This window comes from Bacillus sp. M5A3_1b, from assembly GCF_053345335.1.
The window spans coordinates 245,554-264,857 of the sequence record NZ_JBKEZY010000001.1 but is presented as its reverse complement, the minus strand read 5'-3'; the positions used below and the strand labels follow the sequence as shown (position 1 = coordinate 264,857).

The window sequence follows — 19,304 nt, the reverse complement described above, 5'->3', positions numbered from 1 at the left end:
CTGATTAAAGTTTCACTTTATTGCAAAAAATACCTTGCCAATTCGGCAAGGTATTTTAATTTAACTTTATTATGTTTGTTTAGAAGTTGATTCAGCTTCTTTTGCATTCACTTTACTTCGTGTACCTAACATAACTAAATAGCATAGTACAGCAAACAAGCAAGAAATGAATAGTGAATGTAATAATGCCATTACTAAATTAGCATTTGTAAATACGACTAAAATTCCTACGATAGCTTGAAGTGTAACAAGGATAAATGAAATGATCCATCCCCAGTATACGACAGGCTGCTGCTTGTAATGGCGAATAGCGAGAATCATCGCGTATAGTATCCAAGCGAAAATTAACATCGCTGCAACTCTATGTCCCATTTGAACCCATTCATGTAGTTGAGTTGGCATAGGTCTATTTTTGCTACATAAAGGAAAGTCTGGACAGGCTAAGCTAGCTCGTTCGTGACGTACTAAAGCACCTGTGTAGACGACAATATAACTGTAAATTGTTACACCATAAATATGAAATTTCATTTTTTTGTCCATAATAAGTGAACGTGCATCAAATTTCTGATCAATTTCAAAGATAAGACACGTTAATAAAATGACAGAAGCAAATGAAATTAAGGAAATACCGAAATGGATAGCAAGTACAGCTGGCATTTGTCCCCAAACAACTGCTGCCGCTCCCATTAATGCTTGCGCAACTAAAAATACGAAGGATAAAATTGCTAACGTTTTTGTTTCGCGCACATGTTTATAATATTTCCAGGACAAAATACAAAGGAGAGTGACAAGAATTCCTGCTGATCCTGATGTAAGGCGGTGACTTAGTTCAATAATAGTTTCCATTGATAAATTAGATGGAACAAATTCACCGTTACAAAGTGGCCATGATTTACCGCACCCTTGGCCAGAACCTGTTTTTGTAACTAAGGCGCCTCCTAGTAAAACTATTAATAAATCAAGACTCGTAATGACTGCTAACCATTTAATAAAGCGTTGCAATCTATTTCACCATCTTTCTGCTATGAAGTTATTGCGAAATATTTTCATTCCATTATGTATAGAATAAAAAGCGCTAGTTCCTATGATATATAAAAAATAATAAAATAGCAAAGAAATGGCGGGGGCAGACAGGGGAGAGAAAATGGGTGTGGAAATAGGATGTATAAGGGAATTTTTAGGTGAAAAACAGGCTATTTTGAAAAGATATGGGGAGAATACGTGTTAAATATGACAAAAAAGTTTATTATAGAAGGTAACATCATGTTATGATAAGGACAAGTAAGAATTAAGTTTTTATATTCGACACAAAAAGTTCATGTTTTCTTCACAAAATGTTCGGGAAATGTGATTTAATATATTGGAGTATGGGCGTAGATTAGTAGTAGAATGGATTAACAATATTTCTACTGTAATAATATTGCTATATAGAAGCGAAATATTTCATTCGAAATAGGCGCAAAAAGAAAGATGAAAGTTTTAAGAGGGGGTTAAAGTGATGAGCCATGCAACAAGTGAGCTGCATGATGAGTCAGCTGTTACAAGTGTACCGGAAACAACTCGGCTACAAGATTTATCAGCGCTCGTTAAAATGGGGATTGTAAACTCAAATACACTTACTGTATTTACAGGATTTTGGTTGGCATTACATTTTAATGGATTAAGTGTGATGGACAATCTGGATAAGTTATTCTTTACAATCGTTGGTTCTGGATTAATTATGGCAGGGGTATGTTGTTTAAATAACTACATTGATCGAGACATCGACCCGTTAATGGAAAGAACAAAAACCCGTCCAACAGTTACTGGGAAGTATAAACCGGGATTTGCACTTACATTTGGACTAGTTATATTACTTCTTGGATTTGTATTTTTATTATTAACAACACCAATGGCAGTATTAATGGGATTTATTGGTGCTTTCACATATGTTGTCTTATATACGTTATGGACAAAGAGAAAGTATACACTAAATACTGTTGTAGGTAGTATATCTGGAGCAGTTCCACCTTTAATTGGATGGGCAGCAATCGATCCATCTTTAGGCCATCCAATTGCTTGGATGTTATTTTTAATTATGTTTATTTGGCAAATCCCACATTTCCTCGCATTAGCGATGAAACGTGTTGATGAATATCGAAATGCAGGAATTCCAATGCTTCCTGTAGTTCATGGATTTGAAATTACGAAACGCCAAATTATGATTTGGACAGTATGTTTATTACCACTACCATTTTATATGAGTGGACTAGGGATAACATTTATGGTAATTGCAACATTGTTAAACATCGGATGGATCGTTTTAGGATTTTATGGCTTCCGTAAGCAAGATGACATCAAATGGTCCGTGCAAATGTTTGTTTATTCCCTAAATTATTTAACAATCTTATTTGTATCAATGATTGTAGTTACATTCTTCTAAGACAACGACATAATTGGATTTCTTTACGTTGAGATTTACTTTACTTAACTATAAAGTACAATCTAATTCACAAGGAAAGTGGGGGTTGTTTGTATGAAGAAACAGTGGCGACTGCTTTCGTTCGTTTCACTGCTGGCTTTACTGTTAGGGGGATGCGGTAAAGCCTTTCAATCTACTTTAATTCCGCAAGGAGAAGTAGCAAAAATGCAATATGATTTGCTCTTACTAGCAACTGCGATTATGGTAGGAGTAGTACTAGTAGTTACTATTATTTTCTTATATGTAATTGTGCGTTTCCGACAAAAGAAAGGTCAGGAAGATTATATTCCTGAGCAAGTTGAAGGGAATCACAAACTAGAAATTATTTGGACAGTTATTCCGATTATTCTTTTGTTAATCTTAGCTGTTCCGACGGTTACATATACATTCAAACTTGCTGATGTAAGTGCGATGGAGAAAAAGAATATTGATAAAGATACTATCGTTGTTGATGTAACAGCGAATCTTTATTGGTGGGAATTTTCTTATAAATCAGAAAAAATAGTAACTTCTCAAGATTTAGTCATCCCCACAGGTAAGAAAGTGTATTTGAATTTGAAGGGTGCCGATATTAAACATTCGTTTTGGGTTCCATCTTTAGCTGGGAAAATGGATACAAATACAGACAATGTGAACAAAATGTGGTTAAAGGCAGATAAATCGGGCACTTATAATGGTTTTTGTACAGAATTTTGCGGCCCATCACATTCTTTAATGCAATTCAAAGTGAAAGCTTTAGATGAAAGCGAGTACAAAAAGTGGCTTGCTGATATGAAGAAGATTGATGGGAAGAAAGAAGTAGCTTCAACAAAGGCGCAAGAGGGCCAAGAAATATTTAATAAAAGCTGTATTGGTTGTCACGCAGTTGGATCTAATGATAGTAGACCACCTTCCGCTCGTATCGCACCAAACTTAGCAAACTTTGCGGATCGCGATATGGTTGCCGGTATTGCCGAAAACAATGAAGAAAACTTAAAAAAATGGCTGAAAGATCCTGAAAATATGAAACCAGGAAATAAAATGACTGGTAAATATGGCAACTTAACGGATGATCAAATTGATGCATTAAATGCATACTTACAAACGTTAAAAGTTGAAAAGTAAAGAGGGATTATTCGCGAAGGGGAGGTTGAAAACGTGAGTTCTGTAGCAAAAAAACAGGGGATGGGTGCTGTCATATGGGATTATTTAACGACAGTAGACCATAAAAAGATTGCCATTCTCTATTTAATTGCAGGTGGATTGTTTTTTATAATAGGCGGAATAGAAGCTCTATTTATTCGCCTTCAATTAGCGATTCCTAACAACGCTTTTCTTGTTGGGGATGCTTATAATCAAGTATTAACGATGCACGGTACAACAATGATTTTCCTCGCAGCTATGCCACTCGTGTTTGCATTTATGAACGCCGCTGTACCACTTCAAATTGGTGCACGTGATGTAGCGTTCCCGTTTTTGAATTCACTCGGATTTTGGTTATTTTTCTTTGGTGGAGTATTTTTAAATTTAAGTTGGTTTTTAGGTGGAGCACCTGATGCAGGCTGGACATCTTATGCATCTTTAGCTTTAGCCTCTAAAGGCCATGGTGTTGATTTTTATGTACTCGGCTTGCAAATCTCCGGTATTGGTACATTAATTGGAGGTATTAACTTCCTTGTAACCATTATTAATATGCGTGCGCCAGGAATGACGTATATGCGTATGCCGATGTTTACATGGACGACATTTGTAACATCTTCTCTAATATTATTCGCTTTTCCGCCGTTAACTGTAGGATTAGGACTTTTAATGTTAGATCGTTTATTTGGAACAAGTTTCTTTAATCCAGCATTGGGCGGGAATACGATTATATGGGAGCATTTATTCTGGATTTTCGGTCATCCAGAAGTATACATTCTTATACTCCCAGCTTTCGGAATATTCTCAGAAATCTTCGCGACATTTTCGAAAAAGCGATTATTTGGTTATTCGTCGATGGTGTTTGCGACAGTATTAATTGGATTCTTAGGATTTATGGTATGGGCGCATCATATGTTTACTGTTGGACTTGGTCCAGTTGCAAATGCTATTTTCTCAGTTGCAACAATGGCGATTGCAGTACCGACCGGTATTAAAATATTCAACTGGCTCTTTACGATGTGGGGAGGAAGTATTCGTTTTACGACACCGATGATGTGGGCAGTAGCTTTCATTCCATCATTCGTAATGGGTGGAGTTACAGGTGTTATGCTAGCATCTGCACCAGCGGATTATCAATTTCATGATAACTATTTCGTAGTAGCTCACTTTCATTATGTAATTGTCGGCGGTGTTGTATTTGGTTTACTTGCAGGAGCTCATTATTATTGGCCACTGATGTTTAATAAAGTATTGAATGAAACGTTAGGAAAGATAACATTTTGGCTATTCTTTATCGGTTTCCATTTAACGTTCTTCATACAGCATTTCCTTGGTTTAATTGGTATGCCACGTCGCTACTACACATATCTTGAAGGCCAAGGGTTGGAAATGGGGAATATGATTAGTTCTATTGGAGCGGTATTTATGGCTCTTGGAACGATTGTTCTTCTATTCAATGTAATTAAAACGACAGTTTCAAAAGAAAAGGCTGGTCGTGATCCATGGGATGCACGTACATTAGAATGGACAATGCCAGCACCAACACCAGAATATAACTTTAAACAATTACCATTTGTTCGCGGGTTAGATCCGTTTTGGATTGAAAAACGTGAAGGGAATAAAGAGATGACAGCGGCGGAACCAATTGGTGATATTCATATGCCAAATCCATCGTTTTCACCATTTATCATTTCTTTAGGATTGTTTATAGCGGCATTTGGTGCAATGTATATGCAGGGTGGAAAAGATAAGTTTTGGTTATTAGTAGCAATTATCGGTTTAATCATTACATTTGGTACAATGTTCCTACGTTCAGTAATCGATGATCATGGATATCATATTCATAAGGAAGATTTAGAAGATAAGGGGGGCAAGGCATAATGCATGTAGATGAAAAATTAACGAATGAAACATTTCCAGCAGAGCCTGAAAAAGCAACCCTTGAGGGAAAAAATAAGTTCGTCGGTTTTTGGTTATTTCTTGGAGGCGAAACAGTATTGTTCGCTTCCTTGTTTGGCACATATTTAGCGTTAAAGAATTCTACAAATGGTGGACCAACATCTCAAGAGATGTTCCAAATGCCACTCGTTTTCATTATGACGATGCTTTTATTAACGAGTAGCTTAACGAGCGTATATGCGATGTATCATATGAAAAACTTTAACTTTAAGAAAATGCAACTTTGGCTATTAGTAACAGTGTTGCTAGGTTTAGGGTTTTTAGCATTTGAGATATATGAGTTTTATCATTATACGCATGAATTTAAGCATACTATGAGAAGTAGTGCATTTGGTTCCGCGTTTTATGCTCTTGTTGGTACACATGGTCTCCACGTATTGTTTGGATTATGTTGGATTTTAACATTAATCTTTAGAAATGCGAAGAGAGGTCTAAATTTATACAATGCACCGAAGTTTTATGTTGCATCGATTTATTGGCACTTTATTGACGTAGTTTGGGTGTTTATTTTCACTGTAGTATATTTGATGGGAATGGTGGGATAAACAATGGCGATAAAGCAAATGAATAATCCTAAAGTTGATCTTGTTTATCGGAAGAGAAAAAGTGCGGAGGAAATGAAGCATCAAGTTATTACATTTGCATTAATGATTTTTTTAACATTAGTTGCATTTGCAGCAGTCGCATATCCGAAAACTTTTAGTCCGACTTTCTCAGTACCATTTATTTTACTATTAGCAGTGGTACAAGTAATTTTTCAATTGTATTATTTTATGCATATGAGTCATAAAGGACATGAAGCGGCAAGTTTCTTTCTTTATTCTGGTCTGTTGATCGGGTTAATTACAATTTTAGCTTTTATGACAATTGTGTGGATTTGAAAAGTGAAGAATAAGGGAGCTTGTGTCGTCACAGCTCCCTCTTCATGTTATGTGAAAGGATAACCTTAAGAAGGTAGGTGTGACAATGAGTAACTTGTGGATATTTGGTTTTCAAGCTCTATGGAGTCCAATCTTTTTACTATTTATGCTTTCGATCCTTATCGGGTACTTTTTAATTATTGGGCCATATAGAATGCGATTTGAACATGCGAAAAAGGTAAGTAAGAAGCAAGTTTTTTATTTTACGACCGGGATTGTTCTTTTGTATTTTGTAAAGGGAGGGCCTATTGATTTAATTGGTCATATTATATTTAGTGCACATATGTTTGAAATGGCAGTTATGTATATTGCAGTTCCACCGTTATTGTTGCTTGGTATACCAGTTTGGTTATATCGTTATATTACTTCTTTTAAGTTCGTTCAAATTATATTGAAGATATTTGCTAAGCCACTTATTGCATTGTTTATATTTAATGGCCTGTTTTCTTTTTATCATTTACCAGTTGTTTTTGATACAGTAAAACAAAGTCAAATTGCTCATCCTATTTGTCTCGCTATATTGTTCTTTACTGCAATCATGATGTGGTGGCCGATGCTAAATCCATTACCAGAATATCAAACGTTAAGTGATATAAAGAAACTGGGTTATATGTTTGCTAACGGTATATTATTAACGCCAGCTTGCGCGTTAATAATTTTTGCGACGGCGCCATTATTTGCAACGTATACGGATCCGGCTGCTTGGATGAAGGCGATGGAACTATGTGTACCAGCGGGAACTTTATCTGATTTAAATATAACTGGACCAGAATTTTTACACTGGATGCCAGTCGTACAAGATCAACAAACAGGTGGCATCATTATGAAAATTGTCCAGGAAATAGTGTACGGTACGATTATTGGTTATGTATTTTTTAGGTGGGCACGTAGAGAGCGTGAAAAAGATAAAGAGCAGTTGCAACAATTACCGCCATATTTACAGACTAAGTAAAAAAGTGTATGGGTTTCCATACACTTTTTTAGTTTTAGTAAACTATAAAAAGATTGAATTTTCAATTTATTCATGTTAAGTTAGTGTAGGCATGTACTAAAAGTGGATATAAGATTTACTACTAGCTTTAATACGTAATGATTCCATGTGTAGTGCAAGTTTTTTAGAGAGTTACAAATTTATATTGTTATCTTTAATAAACAAGAACTATTTTAAGGGGGAATTTAAATGGGTAGTAGTGGAAGTATGGTAAAGCCAATTAGTGGTTTTTTAACAGCATTAATACAATATCCAGTACCGGTAGTAGAGTCACGTGCAGACATTGATAAACAAATTAAACAGATCATAAAAACAATTCATTCAACTAAATCAGGGTATCCTGGATTGGAATTGATAGTATTTCCAGAATATAGTACACAAGGGCTTAATACAAAAAAATGGACTACAGAAGAGTTTTTATGTACAGTTCCTGGGCCAGAAACAGACTTGTTTGCTGAGGCATGTAAAGAGTCTGAGGTATATGGTGTTTTTTCTATAATGGAAAGAAACCCTGATGGTGGAGAACCGTATAATACAGCAATAATTATTGATCCACAAGGTGAAATGATTTTGAAGTATCGTAAGCTAAATCCTTGGGTGCCAGTCGAACCTTGGAAAGCTGGAGATTTAGGCTTACCTGTTTGTGATGGACCTGGAGGAAGTAAATTAGCTGTTTGTATTTGTCATGATGGTATGTTTCCTGAAGTAGCTCGTGAAGCAGCTTATAAAGGTGCAAATGTCTTGATTCGTATTTCTGGATATAGCACACAAGTTAGTGAACAATGGATGTTAACTAATCGTTCGAATGCATGGCAAAACTTAATGTATACGTTGTCAGTGAACTTAGCGGGTTATGATGGGGTATTTTATTACTTTGGTGAAGGACAAGTATGTAATTTTGATGGGACTACTTTAGTGCAGGGACACCGAAATCCTTGGGAGATTGTTACTGCCGAAGTATATCCAGAGCTAGCAGATCAGGCTAGATTAGGATGGGGTCTCGAAAATAATATATATAATTTAGGTTCAAGGGGATATGTAGCGACTCCTGGAGGGGTGAAAGAAAACCCGTATACGTTTGTAAAAGATTTAGCTGAAGGTAAATATAAGGTTCCTTGGGAAGATGAGATTAAAGTAAAGGATGGAACTATTTATGGGTATCCAGTCAAAAAGACGATTCATTCTTAAGTAAGATAAATAGAAAAAGCGCATCACTATGATGCGCTTTTTCTATTTACTCAATGATTTGGAACTCTTTTAACTCTTTTTCGATATTTTGTAGGAGTTGTTCGCTTTTTTGAAGTACATTCGTTGGGAAAGTTTCACCATCACCATATTCAACGCCGTGAGGATAATAATGTTTTCCTAATAAGGGAGGAAGTAGCTTTATTTCAGCGTGTCTGCTACCAACATCACCTTCAACAGCCAAACCTTGTACGCGCAAATAATAAATATCATTTAATATTTCAAATTTATAATCGTATGTAACTCGTTCATAATCCCACTGTCCAGCAAGTACAAAATGGTTCTTTTCCATAATCTCTGTTAATAGTGTTAAATCAACGACTGCCCCATTAAATTTCGTATTTTTAAATTGCATATAATACCTCCTCTTTTCATGTCACATCATTATTTTTATAATAGTATGAATAGTAAGAAAGTGCAATTCATATTGAGAGAAAAGGTAGAATCCAGACTTTTTTTGCGAAAATATGATATAGTGAAAAGAGTACGGTACACACAAAAAAGGAAAGAAAAGGATTTGTGTATATCTCAATTTTATGTTTTGTGCAGGAGGTATATCGATTGAAGAAATTATTGCGTATCGTAATGATTACATTTTTAATTTTAGCTGTTGATTTATACGGGAAATTACTCGTTTCACAATATATATTAACCCCATCTCAATCAAAGCAAGAAAATAAAATTGTGAAAAAGAAAAAACAAGTAAATGAAGACTCTTCCGATACTGTTTTAAATATGATTGGTGGGGATTCTGAAAATTTATTAGCAAAATGGGGCGAACCATCTCGAATAGAGCCATCTGCTTACGGATATGAATGGTGGGTATATAATCAAGATTTAACTAAGTATGTGCAATTTGGAGTTGCAGAACGAAAAGTTGTAACGGCGTATGTTGCTGGTGAGCAAGTTAAGGTGCCGCCTTATTATATAAATGAAAAGTATGAAGAAGTGTATAAAAAGAATCCACTCTCGCATGAGATTTCGTTAAAAAGAGGGAAACATAGTTATCAATTTGAGTTATCTGACACGGAAGTGATGGAACAACCATTAATACCTGTAGAAGATGGCTGGGCACAATTATATTTTGATCATTTTACACATGAGCTTGTTGGTGTTCGTTATATGGATGATGAAACGTTATTACGCCAAAGACCGTATCAGCTTGTTTATTCGGGTGAATTACTAGCTGAACAACCATTGACTCCAGATAAAATGAAACAAATAGAGAATGGGAATATGCAACAAATTTTTGATTTAACAAATATTATTCGAAGTCGCCATAAGTTACCGCTGTTAGCTTGGGATCAACAAACAGCAGAGGTGGCTATAGGGCATAGTAAAGATATGAAGGATAATAATTACTTTTCACACGATTCACCTACACTAGGTACGTTAGGAGATCGTTTACAGCGCGGGAAAGTAGGGTTTCAACTTGCTGGTGAGAACATAGCGGCGCAACATAGTGATGGAATTGCGGCGGTGCAAGGTTGGTTAAATAGTGAAGGGCATAGAAAGAATGTATTAAATGAACAATTTACAGGATTAGGTGTTGGGGTATACGATAAGTTTTATACACAAAATTTTATTCGAAAATAAAGTGGAATTTTAAGTTGTGTAGGGGAAACCTCACGTTTAAGTACTTCGTATTCACTGAAGTGTAGGTCGGAATCTTACCGTATGCAAATAGCAGGATAAAAAGGTGCATGAATCGTCTAAAAATAGGCGAACCATGTGCCTTTTTTTTCTTACTATATAGTAGATATACATGAAGAGGTGAGGATTATGCCAACAACAAAAGGGCCGTTACATCCATCGGTTCAACAGTTTAAAGAGTTTGTAAACCATCACCCTAAAATGGTTCATGAGGTTAGAAGTGGTCACAAAACTTGGCAACAGTTTTATGAAGAATGGTACTTACTTGGTGAAGAAGACCCGATATGGGCAACTTTTAGGCCTGATGGAGCACCAGCTTTTTCTTCGGTAAAAGAAAATAAAAAAGAAAAAGAAAAAGATAATCGAACTGAAGAGGAAAAAACTGCTGATGTGATGGGACAAATGCTTTCTTTCTTTAAAAAGCTAGATGTGGAACAGATGCAACACCATTTAGCTAATGTGACGAGTGCTATTGGTAGTGTGCAACAAGTTTTTCAACAATTTCAAGGGAAGCCCACGCGGCAAGAAGAAAGTACTTCCGAAAATAATCCATTTTTCTTTCAGAAGGATTAGGGGGAAAGCGGATGAGAGCAGAAATTATGGAGTTTATAAAGGCTGATGAGGATTTATCTCGCTATATTAGGGAGCAACCGTACTGGTATAGAAAACTAACGCGAAACCCTGAAGAAAAAGAGGCATTTGAGTTAGCGGCTATGCAGCATTTCAAAAAAACGATACCAGATAAAGTTGAGAAATTTCAAAACCAATTGGCAGTTGCCTCCATTATGATCGATATGTTTCAGTATATGAAGCAGCAAAATACAACATAATTGGAAGGGAAAACTATGTCCGTCATGCAGAACTTTTGATACAATAGAAGCGGATTATTTAAAAAGGAGTTGCAGCATGAGCATGACGGAAATTTGTTTAGTACGACATGGACAAACTGATTGGAATTTTCAAGAGATTATTCAGGGACGTGAAGATATTCCGCTTAATGAAGTGGGAAAGAAGCAAGCAAGTCAAAGTGCAGTTGCTTTGCAAGCGGAAGCATGGGATGTAATTATAAGTAGCCCATTAATTAGAGCGCACGAAACAGCTAAGGAAATTGCAGGGGCTGCAGGATTGCAATCGATTTTATTAGATGAGCGATTTGTTGAACGTAATTTTGGTGAAGCTTCTGGGAAGCCGGTTGCGACTGTTAGGGAGCTAATTGCAGAAGGTAAAGTAGAAGGTATGGAGCAAGATGAAGAGATTGTAACTCGTTGCTTTGCTGCTATAAAAGATGTTGCAGAAACCCATTCTGGCAAACGTATTATCATTGTAGCTCATTCACATGCGATAAAAGCAATTTTACATGCAATTGCACCGGAAGATATTTCGTTTAAGACACCATTAAAAAATGCATGTATTAGTTATGTGAAAGAAAATAGTGGGAAATGGGATGTTCTGAAATATAATATTGCGGAACATATTAATGTATAAGTATGTGCTGGGATTATACGGAAAATAGTTAGAGTGATATCTTTCTGTTTAGTGAGACACTTCAATTAGTAGTTCTATTCTAAATGTGGTATGATGAATACTCGGAGGTGTCTCTCATGATTGTAGCGACGCTGGAAAGCGTATTGATATTAGATAAGGCAGAGCAGCTTGCAAAAGCGATTATCTGTTCAGATATAGCAGAAGACTATCGTAAGTGTTATAAAGAATTGCATGAAGATATGGAAGTTCAGACGTTAATTCAGCAATTTACAGCGATGAAAGAACGATATGAAGAAGTGCAACGTTTCGGTAAATACCATCCTGATTATACTTTCGTTTCGACGAAAATGAGGGAGCTAAAGCGTTCTGTAGACTTACATGATAAGGTTGCAGCTTTTAAACGAGTAGAAACAGCTTTGCAAAAGTTGTTAGATGAAGTTAGTGTAGCAATCGGTTCTGAGGTGTCTTCTTCCATCAAAGTTCCAACAGGAAATCCATTTTTTGATGCTGGTGGCTGTGGTGGCGGTTGTGGTACCGGCGGAGGTTGTGGCTGTAAAACGGGGTAAATCACCCCGTTTTTTAGAAGGTAGAAGAAAACGTATACAGAGTTTGTCCTGTAATGTCATAAATTTCTGATTGGTTTTCATAAAATATAAAATATATGTTTTTAAAAGGAGAAGATGGAGAAGATTATGTTCGGGCAACGACAAAGTATGATTGTTTATTTACATTCATTGAAACATGCCAAGATTTTAAGGAAATATGGTAACATACATTACATATCAAAACGCTTAAAATACGCAGTAGTATATTGTGATATGGAACAAATTGAGCATATGATGCAAAAGTTGAACAAACTTCCTTTTGTGAAGAAGATAGAACAGTCGTACCGTCCGTATTTAAAAACGGAATTTGAAAATTCACGTCCTGATCGGGCAAAAGAATACGATTATAGTTAATAGAAAAAATCCCCTGCTAATTTTAGTAGGGGATTTTTTTACTTGAAATAACATTTTATTTCATTGGAGGAATGAAATTATTCATTCGTAAAATACCAATTAAATGATTGAAAAACAGTTCTTTTTCTGGGAAAGTTGTGGATGGTTTTACCGTAAAGGTAGTCACTTTTCTTCCTAGTTGTTCTGCCGTTTCTTCAAATAAAATGACGCGTTTACTTTTTTTATTTTCAAGTACAGGAATGCCTTCACGGCATATGTATAATGGTTGGAAATCACCAGTAGTAGTTGGTTTTAATATTACAACAAGTGAGCACACTTTTTTTTCATTTTTAATCGTTTCAAATTGTAACATATGTGTTATACGTTCTTGATTTGCTTTGGCAATTTCAAGTAATTCATATAAATCAGAGTAGCCTTCTCCGAGTTCTATAAAGCGTTGAATCATATTTGTTCCTCCTCTTTCTTTTACTTACTGTACCATCTCACTTTTTAAATGAAAAGTAGACAAAGAAAAAAAACCCTGCAAAGCAGGGCCCTTCTTATACTAGCATGTACTAGTAAGAAGGCAAAGGGAGAGGAGAAACCGGAGGAAGAACTTATGGGGAAACGTAAGTCTTCTCCGCGGTTGGCAACAACATCGAAGGTGATGTTGTTATAATTATTTATGTCCAATCTAAATGAAGATATACATCATGAAATTAAATTTTATGTTTGGCTTTTTATTTTTCTTTTTTTTATTTTATGATAGGATAAAAAAGATAAAGTGAAACGAATATACATAATGGGTTCGTGTTAGCGCATGGTGAGATGAATACATAAAAATGCAGAGCGGTTATTTTAAGCCAAAGTTCTCCTATTGTTCGTTGAGAAATGAATGGAAAATTTCATGGAATAGTATAGTTTGGTAGCGGTTACCGAATGGAGAAAGGTTTTCTATAATTGCTCGATAGATTGAAATAAAGGTAGTGACAACAGATGAGAGTAGTTTCAGGAAAATGTAAAGGGCATCCACTAAAAGCGGTGCCAGGTAATACAACACGTCCAACGACAGATAAAGTGAAAGAATCAATCTTTAATATGATAGGTCCTTATTTTGATGGTGGTATCGCTCTTGATTTATTTGGCGGTAGTGGTGGTCTTGGAATCGAGGCTATAAGTAGAGGGATTGATAAAGCAATTTTTGTTGATCGAGATAATAAAGCGATAAAAGTAATCCATCAAAATTTAGAAAGTTGTCGAATACAGGAACAAGCTGAAGTATATCGAAATGATGCAGAACGTGCGGTAAAGGCTCTTATAAAACGTGAAATATCATTCGATCTTATATTAATTGATCCTCCATATAAAGATCAAAAAATTGTATCTTTAATTAGTGTGATGGATCAACATGGATTGCTACATAGAGATGGATTAATTATGTCAGAGCATGGTAATGATGTGGTTTTACCTGATTCTATAGGGAGTCTTGTAAAAGTAAGAGCTGAAAATTATGGGATTACAGCAATATCGATTTATAAGTATGAAGGTGAGGGGACGGAATGACTAGTATAGCTATTTCTTCGGGAAGTTTTGATCCAATTACCCTTGGGCATCTGGATATTATTAAAAGGGGAGCAAAAGTATTTGATGAGGTATACGTAGTAGTTTTAAACAACTCGTCAAAAAAACCGTTCTTTTCAGTTGAAGAGCGCTTAGATTTAATTCGAGAAGCAACAAAGGATATCCCGAATGTAAAAGTAGATTCACATAGTGGACTACTAGTGGAGTATGCGAAAATGCGTAATGCAAACGCGATTTTGCGTGGGTTACGAGCGGTTTCTGATTTTGAATATGAGATGCAAATTACTTCTATGAATCGAAAATTAGATGAAAATATTGAAACCTTTTTTATTATGACAAATAACCAATATTCATTTTTAAGCTCGAGCATTGTAAAAGAAGTTGCGAGATATGGAGGAAGCGTAGTAGATCTTGTACCTCCTGTTGTAGAACGTGCTTTAAAAGAAAAGTTTCAAACCCCGTTAAAGTGAACGGGGTTTTTCTTTGTTGCTACGAAAAAATAATAAGATAACATATACATATAAACAAAATAAAGTAAAGATCGGTCCATAGTGTACAAAAGATGTCCAAATTTCTTGCAGTATAGAAGAATGATTCGATAAAAATACGGGGATATCTTTTTGCATAGGTGAAAAAGAGCTTACTTTTTCATAAAATGGTTTCCAAAATATAAAAGTAAAAATAGGAGCCAGAATACTTTGGATAATTCGTGCGAAAAAATAGGGCTTAAATCGGATGTCTGTTTCAGCTAATATGCTAGCAACTTGTGCCTGAATAGAAAGGCCGCTAAACGCTAAAATAAAGCTTGTTACCATAGCTTGCTGCAGGAGGGGTGTTTCATTTATTTGACTAATCATTTGGCTACCGAGTGTCATTTCAAAAATGCCTGATAAGATTGGAATACTAAATTCTGTAGTTAGTTGGAAGAATGATAAAATATGTTGCATAATAAAAGAAAGTGCTGCTGTAATATGAAATACAGTAATCATTTTATTTAAAACAGAGAATAAAATAATAAATCCACCAATCATAAGTAACGTTTGAATAGAAGAAACGATAGCGTCCCCAAGTAATTTTCCTAATGGTCTTTTTTCTTGCATGCGCGTCTCGTGTAGGACTGAAAAAGGGTTTTGAAAAGGACGTTTTTTAGTAGGATGTTGATCCTTCGTGGAAATATTGTTATTGCCGTAAAAACGCATCAATAACCCCACGGCAAAGTTACTTAAATAATGTGCAGCAGCTAATACGATTCCTAATTTCGGATTATTGAAAAAACCGATAGAAACAGCTCCAAAAATAAAAAGTGGATTAGATGAGTTTGTAAAAGATACGAGGCGTTCTGCTTCGATTTGTGTTAGCTGATTACTTTTACGTAGTCTAGCGCTTAATTTGGCGCCAGCAGGGAATCCAGAAGCCATTCCCATTGCCCAAACAAATCCGCCTATCCCTGGAACGCGAAAAAGTGGTCGCATGAGTGGTTCTAATATAACACCTATAAATTTTACAACACCAATACTAATTAGAAGTTCCGCAATGATGAAAAACGGTAAAAGTGAAGGGAATACAACTTCCCACCATATATTTAACCCTCGAATGGAAGCTTGCAAAGCAGCTTGGGGGTGAAGTACAAGAGAAAAGGTTAAAAACAGTGTTGATATGGTAAGAAAAGCCGTTTTCCATTTTTCATACATGTAAGTAAATCCCCCTTTGTCCCAAAAAACGTTCATTTCAGTATACGTGGATACGTAGTGCATTTAGACCATAAGTATGAAAAAGGAATGAAAAAAATTAAAGGGTGAGAAAAATGAAAGAACCGAAAATTGGTTTAGCTCTTGGATCTGGGGGCGCAAAAGGGTTTGCGCATATTGGTGTTATAAAAGTTTTAAGAGAAAATGGTATACCGATTCATATGATTGCAGGAAGTAGTATGGGGGCTTTAGTAGGTACGTTTTATGCAGCTAGCTCAAACGTTGAAAGGTTGTATAAACTGGCAAATGTTTTTAAGAGGAAATATTATTTAGATTTTACAGTTCCGAAAATGGGATTTATTGCTGGAAAACGTGTCAAAGATATGATTAAAATGTTTACATATAATAAAAATTTAGAAGAGTTAGATATCCCGACGGCTGTTGTGGCTACTGACATCTTGAAGGGGGAAAAAGTAGTTTTTACAAGTGGTCCTGTTGCAGAGGCTGTGAGAGCTAGCATATCTGTACCTGGAGTATTTGTACCAGAAAAGATAGATGGACGATTATTGGTGGATGGCGGAGTGATTGATCGCATTCCAGTATCGGTTGTGAAAGAGTTAGGTGCCGATATTGTTATTGCTGTTGATGTATCGCCGATTAAAGTGAATGGAGAGGTTACGTCTATTTATGATGTAATTATGCAGAGTATTGAAATTATGCAACATGAGCTGGTGATGAATCGACAAATTGCATCGGATTTAATGATGCGACCAGCTGTAGAACAATTTAGTTCACGTGCTTTTACAAACATTGAAGACATTATTCGAGTTGGAGAAGTAGAGGCGGAAAAACATGTTGCAAATATTTATTTATTAATTGAGCAGTGGAAGGAGAAACATAATGTTTAAGCGTTTTCGGTTTATATATGCAATTTTAATAGGGGTTATATTGGCGATGTTACTTGTTTACGTACGTTTACCGTATTATGTAACAAAACCAGGAATGGCGGCCAAATTAGAGCCTTACGTTCAAGTTGAGGGTGGAACGAAAGAATCCGGTGATTTTATGCTTGTTACGGTTTCAATGGGACCAGCAAATGTGGTGAATTTAATAGCGGCACAGTTTAATAAATATACACATATTTCGAAAGCGGAAGAAATATTGCAAAAAGGTGAGAGTGATGAAGAATATCAATTTCGCCAAAATTATGCCATGAAAGATTCGCAAAATGCAGCAATCTATAATGCGTATAAACGTGCAAACCGTACTGTTTCTTTTGAAAATAAAGGTGTATTGGTTGCAGGAGTAGCGAAAGGGATGCCGTCAGAAGGAAAGCTTAAGCTTGGAGATGTCATCATAGCTGTCGACGGAAAAACATTTGAAAAGACGGAGCAATTTATTGAATATATGACAGGGAAAAAAGAAGGGGAAGCAGTAAATATTGAGTACAAGAGAAATGGAAAACAGTTAAAAGAAAATTTAAATGTAAAGACCATTCCGAATGGAAATGGGCGTGTTGGTATAGGGGTTTCTATCGTTACTGAAAGAGAATTAATGGTAGATCCGAAAGTGAAAATTGATTCTCATGAAATAGGCGGACCATCGGCAGGCCTAATGTTTACATTAGAAATATATAATCAACTTGTGGAAGATGATTTAACAAGAGGGCATGAAATAGCTGGAACAGGGACGATAAATGAAAAGGGAGAAATTGGCCCGATTGGTGGTATTCAGCAAAAAGTGGTTGCTGCAAGTGATGCTGGTGCTGAAGTGTTCTTTGCGCCAAATGAAAAAGGTGCGGAGAAATCGAATTATAAAGATGCGCTTGAGGCTGCGAAAGATATTAAAACAAAAATGAAAGTTGTACCAGTTGATACGCTGGATGATGCATTGCTGTATTTGGAAAAAATGGGCGAGAAAAAATAAACCTCTCTGAAAAAGAGAGGTTTTTTATAGAAATTTTGCAGTTGTTTCATCATAACGAATTGGATGGTGTGTTGCATCTTGTTTTAGTAGTTGTGTTCGTAATGGTTCTTGCATGATGGAGAAATATACAGAATTGGCTTTTCGCTCTATATGTAAAGTAGGATGGTCAAATGTTTTTGTATGGGTAAGGATGGGAAGTTCTATTTTTTTCTTGTTTTTTGAAAGGTAAGTTTGTCCTTTTTGTGACATGCCTAGTAGACGAATGTACGGTGCATGCTGCTCTATATTTGCGCTATGTATTTCTTCTTTTGTTGTATTTGTTAAAATGTGTGTACAAGCTCTTTGTAATCTAGTCCATGTATAACGCTTCGTTTTTAATGCTTCCATGAATGAATGGAAGGAGGAACTGTTTTGTATTTTTGATAAAATACGATGCTCTAAACCTTCTTCTATTTCATATATATGTCGTAAGTCTTCTGGAGACATCGTCATGAGTTTGTATTTAAAAAATGAAAAGTATTGTTCCCAATTATGTAATATCCCATAGTTTTGTTTGTAACTTGCTAAAAAAGAAGCAGTCGCTTTTGGGATAAAAGGCTCAATTTCTGTAAAAGAACTATTTTCGCTAAAAAGTTTTTTACGAATACTAGTTGCGCTTGCAATATGTTGGTCGCTAAATGTTTCATCATGATAATGAGATGCGAATCTTTTTATCGTTTGTGCTTGCATAGAACTATTTTGTAAGAAAATTGATTTCATGTATTGGAATCCTAATATGTTATTCGGTTGTGACATGTCTATGTTTTTTTCGGATGGTAAAATGTGTAGGAAGGCTTCAGATGTAGCTTTTGCGTAACTGTTACCTGCATTCATAAATTGCTTTACAAGACGATTAAAAGTATCTTCTTCATTTTTTTGCACAGAGATGGTGTTATGAAAATTTTCAATCTGCCCATCTTCACTACCGAAACAAATTTCAGAAACACGCAGGGCGTTTAAAATAGAAATAGCGCCATTTGCAAAGGTTTCAGCCTTTTGTGTTGAGAAGGCGTATGGAAGCTCTACAACAAGGTCTACACCGCATGATAAGGCCATTTTGGTACGATACCATTTGGATATGAGTGCTGGCTCACCACGCTGTAAAAAAGGGCCACTCATAACAGCGATTGTAATATCGGCGTGTGTTAACTTTTTTGTTTGTTGCACATGATAATCATGACCGTTATGAAAAGGGTTATATTCAACAACAATACCACTGGCTTTTATGGTAATCTCTCCTTTCGATGTAGCATCTTTTTCAAAAACGTGATACTCTATATATTATTTACTATGATGACT

General features: G+C 35.7%; 22 protein-coding genes. 17 read left to right on the top strand and 5 right to left on the bottom strand.

The window, feature by feature from the left end:
- Nucleotides 1-69 precede the first annotated feature (69 nt).
- Nucleotides 70-1,002, bottom strand: coding sequence for a heme A synthase (gene ctaA / locus ACLBWW_RS01265; RefSeq protein WP_048546112.1), 933 nt, complete (start codon nucleotides 1,000-1,002; stop codon nucleotides 70-72).
- A gap of 496 nt (nucleotides 1,003-1,498) precedes the next feature.
- Here ctaA and ctaB point away from each other — a divergent pair, with 496 nt between their 5' ends.
- The 7 genes from ctaB (at nucleotide 1,499) to ACLBWW_RS01230 (ending at nucleotide 8,638) form a co-directional block, all read left to right on the top strand.
- On the top strand, nucleotides 1,499-2,422 hold the full coding sequence (gene ctaB / locus ACLBWW_RS01260; protein WP_000017546.1) for a protoheme IX farnesyltransferase: 924 nt from the start codon (nucleotides 1,499-1,501) through the stop codon (nucleotides 2,420-2,422).
- Between the two features lie 93 nt (nucleotides 2,423-2,515).
- Nucleotides 2,516-3,565 (top strand): cytochrome c oxidase subunit II, encoded by a 1,050-nt coding sequence (gene coxB, locus ACLBWW_RS01255; RefSeq protein ID WP_000745278.1) that lies wholly within the window; start codon nucleotides 2,516-2,518, stop codon nucleotides 3,563-3,565.
- Between the two features lie 60 nt (nucleotides 3,566-3,625).
- Nucleotides 3,626-5,461 carry a cytochrome c oxidase subunit I gene (ctaD, locus tag ACLBWW_RS01250; RefSeq protein WP_170956742.1) on the top strand — a complete coding sequence of 612 codons (1,836 nt, stop codon included), beginning with the start codon at nucleotides 3,626-3,628 and terminating at the stop codon, nucleotides 5,459-5,461.
- A complete protein-coding gene (ctaE, locus tag ACLBWW_RS01245; RefSeq protein WP_000557858.1) occupies nucleotides 5,461-6,084 on the top strand; it encodes a cytochrome c oxidase subunit III in 624 nt (207 codons plus the stop codon). Before ctaD ends, ctaE begins: the two co-directional genes overlap by 1 nt.
- Before the next feature lie 3 nt (nucleotides 6,085-6,087).
- Nucleotides 6,088-6,420, top strand: coding sequence for a cytochrome c oxidase subunit IVB (ctaF, locus tag ACLBWW_RS01240; protein ID WP_000985692.1), 333 nt, complete (start codon nucleotides 6,088-6,090; stop codon nucleotides 6,418-6,420).
- 85 nt (nucleotides 6,421-6,505) lie between these two features.
- Nucleotides 6,506-7,411 carry a cytochrome c oxidase assembly factor CtaG gene (gene ctaG / locus ACLBWW_RS01235; RefSeq protein WP_048546110.1) on the top strand — a complete coding sequence of 302 codons (906 nt, stop codon included), beginning with the start codon at nucleotides 6,506-6,508 and terminating at the stop codon, nucleotides 7,409-7,411.
- 228 nt (nucleotides 7,412-7,639) lie between these two features.
- Complete coding sequence (locus ACLBWW_RS01230) at nucleotides 7,640-8,638, top strand: formamidase (protein WP_000535797.1); 999 nt, start codon at nucleotides 7,640-7,642, stop codon at nucleotides 8,636-8,638.
- Between the two features lie 46 nt (nucleotides 8,639-8,684).
- Here the strand turns inward: ACLBWW_RS01230 and ACLBWW_RS01225 are convergent, their stop codons facing one another.
- Entirely contained in the window at nucleotides 8,685-9,050 is a 366-nt protein-coding gene (locus tag ACLBWW_RS01225) for a YugN family protein (RefSeq protein ID WP_048546108.1), read from the bottom strand.
- 206 nt (nucleotides 9,051-9,256) lie between these two features.
- Here ACLBWW_RS01225 and ACLBWW_RS01220 point away from each other — a divergent pair, with 206 nt between their 5' ends.
- The 6 genes from ACLBWW_RS01220 to ACLBWW_RS01195 all read left to right on the top strand — a co-directional run bounded on the left by ACLBWW_RS01220 (nucleotide 9,257) and on the right by ACLBWW_RS01195 (nucleotide 12,792).
- Nucleotides 9,257-10,291: a CAP domain-containing protein gene (locus ACLBWW_RS01220; protein WP_048546106.1), complete on the top strand. Its 1,035-nt coding sequence runs from the start codon at nucleotides 9,257-9,259 to the stop codon at nucleotides 10,289-10,291.
- 186 nt (nucleotides 10,292-10,477) lie between these two features.
- Entirely contained in the window at nucleotides 10,478-10,921 is a 444-nt protein-coding gene (gene ylbD, locus ACLBWW_RS01215; protein WP_098721346.1) for a YlbD family protein, read from the top strand.
- An 11-nt stretch (nucleotides 10,922-10,932) separates the two neighbouring features.
- On the top strand, nucleotides 10,933-11,178 hold the full coding sequence (locus tag ACLBWW_RS01210; RefSeq protein ID WP_001200991.1) for a YlbE-like family protein: 246 nt from the start codon (nucleotides 10,933-10,935) through the stop codon (nucleotides 11,176-11,178).
- 82 nt (nucleotides 11,179-11,260) lie between these two features.
- Nucleotides 11,261-11,833, top strand: coding sequence for a histidine phosphatase family protein (locus tag ACLBWW_RS01205; protein WP_033657734.1), 573 nt, complete (start codon nucleotides 11,261-11,263; stop codon nucleotides 11,831-11,833).
- A 116-nt stretch (nucleotides 11,834-11,949) separates the two neighbouring features.
- Nucleotides 11,950-12,399 (top strand): YlbF family regulator, encoded by a 450-nt coding sequence (locus ACLBWW_RS01200; RefSeq protein WP_000634355.1) that lies wholly within the window; start codon nucleotides 11,950-11,952, stop codon nucleotides 12,397-12,399.
- 126 nt (nucleotides 12,400-12,525) lie between these two features.
- Nucleotides 12,526-12,792: a YlbG family protein gene (locus tag ACLBWW_RS01195; protein ID WP_002080814.1), complete on the top strand. Its 267-nt coding sequence runs from the start codon at nucleotides 12,526-12,528 to the stop codon at nucleotides 12,790-12,792.
- 55 nt (nucleotides 12,793-12,847) lie between these two features.
- On the opposite strand, the gene ACLBWW_RS01190 is transcribed toward ACLBWW_RS01195, so the two are convergent.
- The gene (locus ACLBWW_RS01190; protein WP_000616012.1) at nucleotides 12,848-13,237 is read right to left on the bottom strand and encodes a DUF7147 family protein; all 390 of its coding nucleotides are present in this window, start codon (nucleotides 13,235-13,237) and stop codon (nucleotides 12,848-12,850) included.
- Between the two features lie 530 nt (nucleotides 13,238-13,767).
- On the opposite strand from ACLBWW_RS01190, the gene rsmD reads away from it, so the two are divergent.
- Both rsmD and coaD read left to right on the top strand, forming a co-directional pair.
- Nucleotides 13,768-14,334 carry a 16S rRNA (guanine(966)-N(2))-methyltransferase RsmD gene (gene rsmD / locus ACLBWW_RS01185; RefSeq protein WP_001266975.1) on the top strand — a complete coding sequence of 189 codons (567 nt, stop codon included), beginning with the start codon at nucleotides 13,768-13,770 and terminating at the stop codon, nucleotides 14,332-14,334.
- On the top strand, nucleotides 14,331-14,822 hold the full coding sequence (gene coaD, locus ACLBWW_RS01180; RefSeq protein WP_000200598.1) for a pantetheine-phosphate adenylyltransferase: 492 nt from the start codon (nucleotides 14,331-14,333) through the stop codon (nucleotides 14,820-14,822). The genes rsmD and coaD overlap by 4 nt, the downstream gene beginning before the upstream one ends.
- Here the strand turns inward: coaD and ylbJ are convergent.
- Complete coding sequence (ylbJ, locus tag ACLBWW_RS01175; protein WP_000273093.1) at nucleotides 14,814-16,043, bottom strand: sporulation integral membrane protein YlbJ; 1,230 nt, start codon at nucleotides 16,041-16,043, stop codon at nucleotides 14,814-14,816. The two genes, coaD and ylbJ, sit on opposite strands and share 9 nt — an antisense overlap.
- A 113-nt stretch (nucleotides 16,044-16,156) precedes the next feature.
- On the opposite strand from ylbJ, the gene ACLBWW_RS01170 reads away from it, so the two are divergent.
- Entirely contained in the window at nucleotides 16,157-16,948 is a 792-nt protein-coding gene (locus ACLBWW_RS01170) for a patatin-like phospholipase family protein (protein WP_000662602.1), read from the top strand.
- The gene (locus ACLBWW_RS01165) at nucleotides 16,941-17,966 is read left to right on the top strand and encodes a SepM family pheromone-processing serine protease (protein WP_000476311.1); all 1,026 of its coding nucleotides are present in this window, start codon (nucleotides 16,941-16,943) and stop codon (nucleotides 17,964-17,966) included. Before ACLBWW_RS01170 ends, ACLBWW_RS01165 begins: the two co-directional genes overlap by 8 nt.
- Before the next feature lie 24 nt (nucleotides 17,967-17,990).
- On the opposite strand, the gene ACLBWW_RS01160 is transcribed toward ACLBWW_RS01165, so the two are convergent.
- A complete protein-coding gene (locus ACLBWW_RS01160) occupies nucleotides 17,991-19,232 on the bottom strand; it encodes a nucleotidyltransferase (protein ID WP_170956993.1) in 1,242 nt (413 codons plus the stop codon).
- Nucleotides 19,233-19,304: the final 72 nt, after the last annotated feature.

Bases quoted from the DNA above. Each gene is read 5' to 3' on its own strand.
- ACLBWW_RS01205 (WP_033657734.1), top strand. From the start codon at position 11,261: ATGACGGAAATTTGTTTAGTACGACATGGACAAACTGATTGGAATTTT.
- ctaG (WP_048546110.1), top strand. From the start codon at position 6,506: ATGAGTAACTTGTGGATATTTGGTTTTCAAGCTCTATGGAGTCCAATC.
- coxB (WP_000745278.1), top strand. From the start codon at position 2,516: ATGAAGAAACAGTGGCGACTGCTTTCGTTCGTTTCACTGCTGGCTTTA.
- rsmD (WP_001266975.1), top strand. From the start codon at position 13,768: ATGAGAGTAGTTTCAGGAAAATGTAAAGGGCATCCACTAAAAGCGGTG.
- ACLBWW_RS01170 (WP_000662602.1), top strand. From the start codon at position 16,157: ATGAAAGAACCGAAAATTGGTTTAGCTCTTGGATCTGGGGGCGCAAAA.
- ACLBWW_RS01210 (WP_001200991.1), top strand. From the start codon at position 10,933: ATGAGAGCAGAAATTATGGAGTTTATAAAGGCTGATGAGGATTTATCT.
- ctaF (WP_000985692.1), top strand. From the start codon at position 6,088: ATGGCGATAAAGCAAATGAATAATCCTAAAGTTGATCTTGTTTATCGG.
- ACLBWW_RS01230 (WP_000535797.1), top strand. From the start codon at position 7,640: ATGGGTAGTAGTGGAAGTATGGTAAAGCCAATTAGTGGTTTTTTAACA.
- ACLBWW_RS01225 (WP_048546108.1), bottom strand. From the start codon at position 9,050: ATGCAATTTAAAAATACGAAATTTAATGGGGCAGTCGTTGATTTAACA.
- ctaB (WP_000017546.1), top strand. From the start codon at position 1,499: ATGAGCCATGCAACAAGTGAGCTGCATGATGAGTCAGCTGTTACAAGT.
- ylbD (WP_098721346.1), top strand. From the start codon at position 10,478: ATGCCAACAACAAAAGGGCCGTTACATCCATCGGTTCAACAGTTTAAA.
- ACLBWW_RS01190 (WP_000616012.1), bottom strand. From the start codon at position 13,237: ATGATTCAACGCTTTATAGAACTCGGAGAAGGCTACTCTGATTTATAT.
- ctaE (WP_000557858.1), top strand. From the start codon at position 5,461: ATGCATGTAGATGAAAAATTAACGAATGAAACATTTCCAGCAGAGCCT.
- ylbJ (WP_000273093.1), bottom strand. From the start codon at position 16,043: ATGTATGAAAAATGGAAAACGGCTTTTCTTACCATATCAACACTGTTT.
- ctaD (WP_170956742.1), top strand. From the start codon at position 3,626: ATGGGTGCTGTCATATGGGATTATTTAACGACAGTAGACCATAAAAAG.
- ACLBWW_RS01165 (WP_000476311.1), top strand. From the start codon at position 16,941: ATGTTTAAGCGTTTTCGGTTTATATATGCAATTTTAATAGGGGTTATA.
- ACLBWW_RS01195 (WP_002080814.1), top strand. From the start codon at position 12,526: ATGTTCGGGCAACGACAAAGTATGATTGTTTATTTACATTCATTGAAA.
- coaD (WP_000200598.1), top strand. From the start codon at position 14,331: ATGACTAGTATAGCTATTTCTTCGGGAAGTTTTGATCCAATTACCCTT.
- ACLBWW_RS01200 (WP_000634355.1), top strand. From the start codon at position 11,950: ATGATTGTAGCGACGCTGGAAAGCGTATTGATATTAGATAAGGCAGAG.